The 10,000-nt window shown below is 38.6% G+C and carries 7 protein-coding genes (1 of these 7 cut by a window edge); all 7 read left to right on the forward strand.

The features are described from left to right. On the forward strand, positions 1-1,344 hold the full coding sequence (dnaA, locus tag MKY07_RS00005) for a chromosomal replication initiator protein DnaA (protein ID WP_008408391.1): 1,344 nt from the start codon (positions 1-3) through the stop codon (positions 1,342-1,344). 171 nt (positions 1,345-1,515) lie between these two features. Continuing rightward, positions 1,516-2,652, forward strand: coding sequence for a DNA polymerase III subunit beta (dnaN, locus tag MKY07_RS00010; RefSeq protein WP_008408392.1), 1,137 nt, complete (start codon positions 1,516-1,518; stop codon positions 2,650-2,652). A 125-nt stretch (positions 2,653-2,777) separates the two neighbouring features. Continuing rightward, positions 2,778-3,014, forward strand: coding sequence for a S4 domain-containing protein YaaA (gene yaaA / locus MKY07_RS00015; protein ID WP_008408393.1), 237 nt, complete (start codon positions 2,778-2,780; stop codon positions 3,012-3,014). Positions 3,015-3,017: 3 nt separating this feature from the next. Then, complete coding sequence (gene recF, locus MKY07_RS00020) at positions 3,018-4,136, forward strand: DNA replication/repair protein RecF (protein ID WP_008408394.1); 1,119 nt, start codon at positions 3,018-3,020, stop codon at positions 4,134-4,136. Positions 4,137-4,197: 61 nt separating this feature from the next. Continuing rightward, positions 4,198-6,123, forward strand: a complete 1,926-nt coding sequence (gene gyrB, locus MKY07_RS00025) for a DNA topoisomerase (ATP-hydrolyzing) subunit B (RefSeq protein ID WP_008408395.1) — start codon at positions 4,198-4,200, stop codon at positions 6,121-6,123. A gap of 90 nt (positions 6,124-6,213) precedes the next feature. Beyond that, positions 6,214-8,712 carry a DNA gyrase subunit A gene (gene gyrA, locus MKY07_RS00030; RefSeq protein WP_008408396.1) on the forward strand — a complete coding sequence of 833 codons (2,499 nt, stop codon included), beginning with the start codon at positions 6,214-6,216 and terminating at the stop codon, positions 8,710-8,712. 174 nt (positions 8,713-8,886) lie between these two features. Next, a protein-coding gene (locus tag MKY07_RS00035) for an HD-GYP domain-containing protein (protein ID WP_231918746.1) crosses the window boundary here: on the forward strand, positions 8,887-10,000 show its 5' portion. The gene runs 2 nt beyond the window's last position; 1,114 of the gene's 1,116 nt are visible here — the first part of the coding sequence; the start codon lies at positions 8,887-8,889; the stop codon is cut by the window's right edge — 1 of its three bases falls inside, at position 10,000.

A 10,000-nucleotide genomic window follows, 5' to 3' on the forward strand; every position in this document is an offset into this window, starting at 1 on the left:
TTGGAACATTTAGAAAACCTATGGAATGCCGTCCTTGCCCAAGCTGAACAGAAAATCTCGAAACCGAGCTTTGATACTTGGCTGAAATCAACAAAACTTCTTGCGCATAGTGGCACAAAAGTGACGATTTCCGCGCCTAACTCTTTTGCCCGCGATTGGCTTGAACAATATTACATCCATATGATTACAGGAATATTAAACGAGTTAACTGGAGAGGATCTAGTCATTAATTTTGTTGTCCAGAAAGATCAGACGGCAGACGACTTTGAACTACCGCCCCCAATTACTCAAGCAAAATCAAGTGAACACCATGACATTACCCCGGGTATGCTCAATCCAAAGTACACATTTGATACATTCGTTATTGGTTCCGGTAACCGCTTTGCCCATGCAGCGAGCTTAGCTGTAGCAGAAGCTCCCGCAAAAGCTTACAACCCGTTCTTTATTTATGGGGGGGTAGGTTTAGGAAAAACTCACTTAATGCATGCAATTGGCCATTATGTAAAAGAACATAATCCGACAGCAAATGTCGTCTATTTATCATCTGAAAAGTTCACAAATGAGTTCATAAACTCCATCCGTGATAATAAAACAATCGATTTCCGAAATAAATACCGCAATGTTGATGTACTGCTAATTGACGATATTCAATTTTTGGCTGGTAAGGAATCGACACAAGAGGAATTCTTCCATACATTCAACACACTGCATGAAGAATCAAAGCAGATTGTCATCTCAAGTGACCGCCCTCCGAAGGAAATCCCTACTTTAGAGGACCGTTTGCGTTCACGCTTTGAATGGGGACTAATTACAGATATTGCACCACCAGATTTGGAAACACGTATTGCTATTTTACGTAAGAAGGCCAAAGCTGATGGACTCGATATTCCAAATGAAGTCATGCTTTATATTGCCAATCAGGTTGATACAAATATTCGTGAACTTGAAGGGGCATTAATACGGGTTGTGGCCTATTCATCCTTAGTAAATATGGATGTTTCGCCTGAACTTGCTGCAGAAGCTTTAAAAGATATTATGCCAAATTCAAAACCGCGCATGATTTCGATTTTAGATATTCAAACTGCAACTGGTGAACATTACAGTATACGTCTGGAAGATTTTAAGGCTAAGCGCCGGACAAAATCGATTGCTTATCCTCGTCAAGTGGCGATGTATTTATCGCGTGAGCTAACAGATTACTCATTACCTAAAATTGGTGAGGAGTTTGGAGGCCGTGATCATACAACAGTGATCCATGCCCATGAAAAGATTTCTTCCTTACTTAAAACAGATCAGCAGCTTCAGCAGGATATTAAACAAATACGTAGTATGTTAGGTAAATAATCTCTGTGTATAACTTTATGTTTTTCACACATACCTATTCACAGCTTATCAACATGTGGATAGCGTGCTCTGCCTGTTTAAATTAGGGGTTATCCACAAATTCACAGGCCCTATTACTATATCTATTAATATCTTTAAATAAATAATTAATTATATAAGAGAGGTAAACTAATGAAATTTACTATTTTACGTGATCGTCTTTTAGCAGGATTAAACGATGTAATGAAAGCTGTAAGTTCCAAAACAACGATTCCTATTTTAACGGGAATTAAAATTGATGTTACAAACGAAGGTATGACGTTAACTGGTAGTGATGCAGACATTACAATCCAGACTTTCATCCCGGTAGAAGAAAATGGCGAACAAATTATGGATATTACTCAAACAGGCTCTATTGTGCTACAAGCTCGTATGTACAATGAAATTATCCGTAAATTGCCGACAAATGAAGTTGAAATTGAAATTACGAACGGCTATGCAACAATCATTCGTTCAGGTAAATCGGAATTCCACCTTATTGGCTTAGATGCAACAGAATATCCACAACTACCTGAAATTGCTGCTGACCGACAATTTACGATTCCAACCGATTTATTAAAATCAGTTATTAGAGAAACTGTATTTGCTGTAGCGACATCGGAAAGCCGTCCAGTGTTGACAGGTGTAAACTGGAAAGTTGAAGGCGATGCATTAATATGCGTTGCAACGGATAGTCACCGTTTAGCACGCCGCAAAGTCAATCTTGAAAATTTACCAAATGATATTACTTCAGTCGTAATTCCAGGTAAAAGTTTAAATGAATTGAACAAAATTTTAGAAGACACAAATAATCCGGTTCAAATCGTATTAACAAATCAGCATGTATTATTTAAAACAGATGATGTCCTGTTCTTCTCTCGTCTTTTAGAAGGCAATTATCCGGATACATCACGTTTAATTCCGGAAGAGTTTAAAACAATGATCACTATTAACGGAAAATCTTTATTGCAGGCAATTGACCGTGCTTCACTTTTAGCTCGTGAAGATCGCAATAATGTTGTTCGTTTTGAAACACTTGAAAATCAAACGGTCGAAATTTCATCGAATTCACCTGAGATTGGTAAAGTTGAAGAGCAGATCCAAGTGGAAAGTTTAGAAGGCGAAAATTTGAAAATTTCATTCAGTGCGAAATATATGATGGAAGCCTTAAAAGCGATCGATGGACAAGATGTAGTCATTGAATTTACAGGTGCAATGCGCCCGTTCATCTTACGTTCTGTTGCGGATGATGCAATATTGCAGCTGATTTTACCGGTACGTACTTACTAAAATTCAATAAAAATTCTAAAAGGAAGGGTCTTAACTTGTTATTGAGACCGTTCCTTTTTTACTTATGGACAATTTTTAGGTATGATAGAATGATAAGACTTTATTTAAGTGGAGGATGAATTACGTTGAATGAATTAGTAATTGATACAGAATTTATAACGCTTGGTCAAGCGCTGAAAATGACAGATACAATTAGCTCTGGCGGTATGGCAAAGTGGTTTTTAAGTGAACATGAAGTGTTTGTAAATGGAGAAGTGGAAGATCGCCGCGGGAAAAAACTGCGTCATGGAGATGTAGTTAATATTCCTGGTGTAGGACGTTACAAAATTGTCGATGCATTTATTGAAAACGGAGAAAATTAATTCATGAACATCGAGCGCTTGCAGCTAACAAATTATCGTAACTACGAATCGTTAACACTGGATTTTTCAGATAAAATTAATGTTTTTATTGGGGAAAATGCCCAAGGAAAAACAAATGTAATGGAATCAATCTATGTACTAGCGATGGCCAAATCTCATCGTACCGCGAACGATAAAGAATTAATACGTTGGGATGCGGATTATGGTAAAATAGAAGGTGTGGTAAATAAGCGTTACGGTGGCGTTCCTATCGAATTGACGATTTCAAAAAAAGGCAAAAAGGGCAAAATCAATCATCTTGAACAAACGAAACTAAGCAATTATATCGGACAGATGAATGTAGTAATGTTTGCACCTGAAGATTTGAATATCGTAAAGGGCAGCCCCCAAATTCGCCGAAGATTCATCGATATGGAAATCGGACAAATTTCCCCTGTTTACTTACATGATTTACTAACATTCCAAAAGATTTTGAAACAACGTAATCATTTATTAAAAAAGAATATGGGTAAACAATCACTCGCATCCGATGTGATGTTTGAAATTTATACTGAACAATATGTGCAGGCGGCAATTCAAATTATTCGTAAAAGATTTCAGTTTATCGAGCTTTTACAGGATTGGGCTGAACCGATTCACTTTGGTATTTCGCGGGGATTAGAAAAGCTCGTCATAAAATACCGTCCTGTAACCGGGATGGATGCAAGCTGGACTGCCGAAGAAATGGCGGATTACTTAACAAAGAAGCTAGAAGAAGTGAAGCAGCGTGAAATTGAGAGAGGCGTAACACTTATAGGGCCTCATCGGGACGATCTGCAGTTTTTTGTCAATGATTATGATGTTCAAGTATATGGCTCACAAGGGCAGCAACGCACGACGGCATTATCTTTAAAACTTGCCGAAATTGAACTGATCAAACAGGAAACGAAGGAAACACCGATTCTTTTATTGGATGATGTTTTATCTGAATTGGACGATTATCGCCAATCACATTTATTAAATACAATTCAAGGTGAGGTCCAGACATTCGTTACAACAACGAGTGTAGAAGGCATTCACCATGACACAATACAGCATGCAAAATTGTTCCGTGTCACACAAGGAACAATTGAACAACCATAAGTGCATTGAAATACGTAAAAAAGAAGCATACTGATAGTTATGAAAGAGTAGGTGAACAATAGTGGCTTTAGAAGATAATAAAGTCCAGCAATCTTATGATGCGGATCAAATACAAGTATTAGAAGGATTAGAGGCTGTTCGAAAACGTCCGGGCATGTATATTGGTTCAACAAGTTCAAAAGGATTGCACCATTTAGTTTGGGAGATTGTTGATAATAGTATTGATGAAGCTTTAGCAGGTTATTGTACAGGAATCACAGTAACAATTGAACAAGACAATTGGATTCGCGTAGAAGATAACGGTCGTGGTATTCCCGTAGATATTCAGGAAAAAATGGGTATGCCTGCTGTTGAAGTAATTATGACAGTACTGCACGCCGGCGGTAAATTCGGAGGCGGAGGCTACAAAGTATCAGGTGGTCTTCACGGTGTAGGTGCTTCTGTAGTAAACGCATTATCAAGTCAGACAATTGTTCAAGTACATCGAGATGGTAAAATCCATGAAATTATTTTTGAGCGCGGTCATACTGTTCAACAATTAACAGTCATTGGCGAAACAGACCATACAGGTACAACAACTCGATTTAAAGCGGACAGCGAAATATTTAAAGAAACAACAGTTTATGAATACGATATTTTAGCAACACGTATCCGTGAATTAGCCTATTTAAATCGCGGCATCAGCCTGACGATTGCAGATGAGCGTACAGGACAGGAACGTTCGGAGACATTCCACTTTGAAGGCGGTATTCGCGAATATGTTGAGCATATTAACGAAAATAAAGAAGCGATTCATGCGCCAATTGATGTGTTGGGTGAAAAAGAAGGCATTACGGTTGAAATTGCCATGCAGTATAATGCAGGTTTCAGCTCGAATATAATGTCTTTTGCGAACAACATTAACACATATGAGGGTGGTACCCACGAATCGGGCTTTAAAACTGCCTTAACACGTGTTATTAACGACTATGCCCGCAAATCAAACTTAATTAAAGAATCGGATGCCAACCTTACAGGCGAAGATGTTCGTGAAGGTTTAACGGCAATTGTCTCAATAAAACACCCGGAACCTCAGTTTGAGGGTCAAACAAAAACAAAACTAGGGAACTCTGAAGTAAGCCAGATTACAAATGCTTTATTCTCAGATGGATTTGAACGTTTCCTGCTTGAAAATCCATCGGTAGCACGTCAAGTTATTGAAAAGGGTACAATGGCGGCACGTGCTCGTGTAGCAGCGAAAAAGGCTCGTGAATTTACACGTCGTAAATCTGCATTGGAAGTTTCAAGCTTACCAGGTAAGTTAGCAGACTGTTCTTCAACAAACCCTGCCGAATCTGAAATCTATATCGTAGAGGGTGACTCTGCCGGTGGTTCTGCTAAATCAGGACGTGACCGTCATTTCCAGGCGATCTTACCATTGCGCGGAAAAATCCTTAACGTTGAGAAAGCACGCTTAGACCGTATTTTATCGAATGCCGAAATTCGAGCGATGATTACAGCATTTGGTACCGGTATTGGTGAAGAATTTAATTTAGAAAAAGCACGTTATCATAAAATTGTAATTATGACGGATGCCGATGTCGATGGTGCACATATTCGTGTACTATTGCTGACATTCTTCTTCCGTTTCATGCGTCCGTTAATCGAAGCGGGCTATGTATATGCAGCAAAACCGCCTCTTTATCAGGTGAAACAAGGGAAACATGTTGAATACTGCTACTCAGATCAGGAGTTAGAAGATATTTTAAACCGTCTGCCTAAGTTACCGAAACCTAATGTACAGCGTTATAAAGGTTTAGGGGAAATGAATGCGACACAATTATGGGATACAACAATGGATCCAGAGCACCGTACTTTAATTCGAGTAGAATTGGATGATGCAATTGAAGCGGATAAAATTTTCGATCACTTAATGGGTGATGAAGTTGCACCTCGTCGTGATTTTATCGAAGAAAATGCAGTATACGTGCAAGACTTGGATATTTAACATCTTTCAGCGGGTTTTCAAACCGCTGAAAGATGCAATTATGCTCGGGCATAATTGATTAGTTAGTGCAATTGGAAGGAGGTCCTTATTTTGTCTGACATTCAGCATGGACATATTGAATCTAGAAATATTACAACAGAAATAAAATCATCTTTCTTAAGCTATGCGATGAGCGTTATCGTTTCGCGTGCCTTACCAGACGTACGTGATGGGCTTAAACCAGTACATCGTCGTATCCTCTATGGTATGCAGGAGCTAGGAAATACTTCAGATAAACCATATAAAAAGAGTGCCCGTATTGTAGGGGACGTAATGGGTAAATTCCACCCTCACGGTGACTCATCAATTTATGATGCAATGGTGCGTATGGCGCAAGACTTCAGCTACCGTTATATGCTAGTCGATGGCCATGGTAACTTTGGTTCTGTTGATGGCGACGGTGCAGCAGCAATGCGTTATACGGAATCACGTATGTCAAAGATCGCGATGGAAATGTTGCGCGATATTAATAAAGATACGATTGATTATGGACCGAACTATGATGGTAGTGAAAATGAACCTTTAGTATTGCCGGCGCGCTATCCGAATCTATTAGTGAATGGTGCTTCTGGTATCGCAGTAGGTATGGCTACAAATATACCGCCTCATCATCTTGGAGAAACAATTGACGGCGTATTAGCAGTGGCAGATAACCCAAGCATTACGACAGAAGAGCTAATGGAAATCATTCCAGGTCCGGATTTCCCTACAGGGGGAATTATTCTAGGGCGCAGCGGTATTCGCCGTGCATATGAATCGGGCCGTGGTTCACTGACAATTCGGGCTAAAGTAGAAATTGAGCAAGCTTCTAACGGCAAAGAGACAATTCTAGTACACGAATTGCCATATCAGGTTAACAAAGCGAAACTAATTGAAAAAATTGCTGAGTTAGTTCGCGACAAAAAAATCGATGGCATTACTAATTTACGTGATGAATCAGACCGTAATGGTATGCGTATTGTAATTGAAGTACGCCGTGATGCCAACGCAAATGTCGTATTGAACAATTTATTTAAGCAAACAGCGATGCAATCAAGCTTTGGTGTAAATATGCTTGCGCTAGTTGACGGGCAGCCAAAAGTATTAAGTCTAAAAGAAGTGCTTTATCATTACTTAGAACACCAGAAAGTAGTTATTAAACGTCGTACTGCATTCGAACTTCGAAAAGCAGAGGAACGTGCACATATTTTAGAAGGTTTACGTATTGCGCTTGATCATATCGATGAAATTATTTCTATTATCCGAGCATCTCGCAGCGGGGAAGAAGCAAGACCTCAATTAATGGAGCGCTTTAATTTATCTGAACGCCAAGCACAGGCAATTTTAGATATGCGTCTTGTGCGTTTAAGTGGGTTGGAACGCGAAAAAATTGAAGCTGAGTACCAGGAACTATTAAAATTAATCGATGAATTAAAAGCGATTTTAGCTGACGAAGCAAAAGTAGTCGAAATTATCCGTACAGAAATGACGGATATTAAAGAACGCTACAGTGATGAGCGTCGTACTGAAATTACAGCTGGCGGCTTAGAAATGATCGAAGACGAAGATTTAATTCCTCGTGAAAACTCGGTACTGACATTAACACATAACGGGTATATTAAACGTTTAGCTGCGAACACGTATCGCTCACAAAAACGTGGTGGCCGTGGTGTACAAGGTATGGGAACGAATGAAGATGACTTTGTAGAACATTTATTATTCACTTCTACACACGATACAATTCTGTTCTTCACTTCAAAAGGGAAAGTGTTCCGTGCAAAAGGATATGAAATTCCTGAGTTTGGTCGCCAAGCGAAGGGTTTACCAATAGTAAACTTGCTTAATATTGATAAAGGTGAGCATGTTACTGCAATGATTCGAGTAACAGAGTTTAAAGAAGATGCTTACTTTATCTTTACTACGAAAACAGGGGTAACAAAACGTACACCTGTTGATCAGTTTGCCAATATCCGTACAAATGGTTTAATCGCCATTACATTACGTGAAGACGATGATTTAATTTCTGTTCACTTAACGGATGGCACGAAGGAAATTATTATCGGTACAAGCGATGGTATGTTAGTACGATTTAAAGAAGACGATATTCGTTCAATGGGTCGTTCAGCTGCCGGGGTACGCGGTATTAAACTTCGTGAAGGTGACTTTGTAGTAGGTATGGAAATTCTTGAACCAGGTCAGGAAATTTTAGTTGTCACTGAAAATGGTTACGGTAAACGTACACCAGAATCTGAATACCGTTTACAAAGCCGTGGCGGATTAGGTCTGAAAACGATGCAAATTACCGATAAGAACGGTAAAATGTGCGCAGTAAAGGCTGTGGATGGATCAGAAGACATTATGCTGATTACGATTAACGGTATGTTAATCCGAATGGATGTAAACGATATATCTGTTATAGGGCGTAGCACACAGGGCGTTCGTTTAATCAGACTTGCTGAAGGCGAATATGTAGCAACTGTGGCACGAGTAAAAAAAGAAGAAGATGCTCCGGATGATGAAGAAATTGATTCCGAAATTGAGGGAGAGTCCAATTCAGGTATAGAAGAGTAATTTAAAAAGTAATCTAGTTAGTTTAGACTATCTAGATTACTTTTTTTGGTTGTATTTTATTTTCCATTCGCTATAATTAACTTATAATATGAAAAATTTAGCAGTTATCTAGTAAGAGTAAATTATATGGAAAGATTTTTTCTTCCGTATAACTGATAATAAGCATAAGGGGTTGTGAAATTGGAAGCAATATTGATAAGAGTTGAGGAATTGCAGTTAGGTAAGGTAATTGCTGAAGATATTTTTGCCAATACACAATATCCGATTATCTATAAAAATACAAAAGTAAAACCTGAGCACTTACGTGTGTTTGATTTATTTAATTTAAAAACAGTATTAGTACATAATGAAATTGAAGTTGAAGAAATCGAGCTGAATGAAGAAAAATTGGATATCCCTCCAGTAGCTATACCGCTACAGCAATTCACAAGTTTCGAAAAATATTATCTTGATGGTATTGCACAATTGAAAAAAGAGTTTTCAAATTGGGAAGCGGGCGGAAGAGTCGATCTGACAAAAGTGAGAAACATAATGCTCCCGTTAATGGATATGGTTTTAGAGGATCGCTCTTACATATTCGATTTAAACAGTTATTCGAATGCAAAGGACTATTTATATCATCATTGCATCGCTACCGGATTAATTGCAGCAGTCATTGCAAAGAAAATGGGATATGAACGAGGGGATACGATTCAGCTGGCTATCGCAGGAATGCTAGCTGATAGTGGAATGTCGCGAATTCCCTCACGTATACGGGATAAGAAGAGTGTATTAACAGAATCAGAGTTTGGGGAAGTACGAAAACACCCTTACTATAGTTACTTACTAATCAAAAACGTAACCGCTATAAAGGATATTATGAAAGTTGCTGTATATCAGCACCATGAACGTTTGGATGGCAGCGGCTATCCAAAAGGTGATCGTATCGGGTCAATTTCAATATTTGCCCAAATTATTGCTGTAGCAGATGTGTTCCATGCAATGACTAGTGAGCGTATGTATCGTTCAAAACAATCTCTTTTCAAAGTAATTGAAATGATTAAGGAAGAGGAGTTTGGAAAATTCGATATTAAGGTTGTTCAGGCTTTAATGAATATTGTCGTTGACTTACCAATAGGGACGAAAATTGAATTATCGAATTTAGAGTTGGGTGAAGTAATGTTCATTAATAAGTACTCACCTACACGCCCACTTGTAAAATTGACACGTACAGGAGAAATTGTGGATCTTTCATCTAATAGAAGCTTTTATATTTCACGTGTAATTACTCAGGGATATAAACTGAACT

The sequence above is a fragment of the Solibacillus sp. FSL W7-1472 genome (assembly GCF_037969775.1).
Classification (GTDB): Bacteria; Bacillota; Bacilli; order Bacillales_A; family Planococcaceae; genus Solibacillus; species Solibacillus silvestris.

Excerpts from the sequence above, each read along its gene's own strand:
- dnaN (WP_008408392.1), top strand. The coding sequence starts at position 1,516 with ATGAAATTTACTATTTTACGTGATCGTCTTTTAGCAGGATTAAACGAT.
- recF (WP_008408394.1), top strand. The coding sequence starts at position 3,018 with ATGAACATCGAGCGCTTGCAGCTAACAAATTATCGTAACTACGAATCG.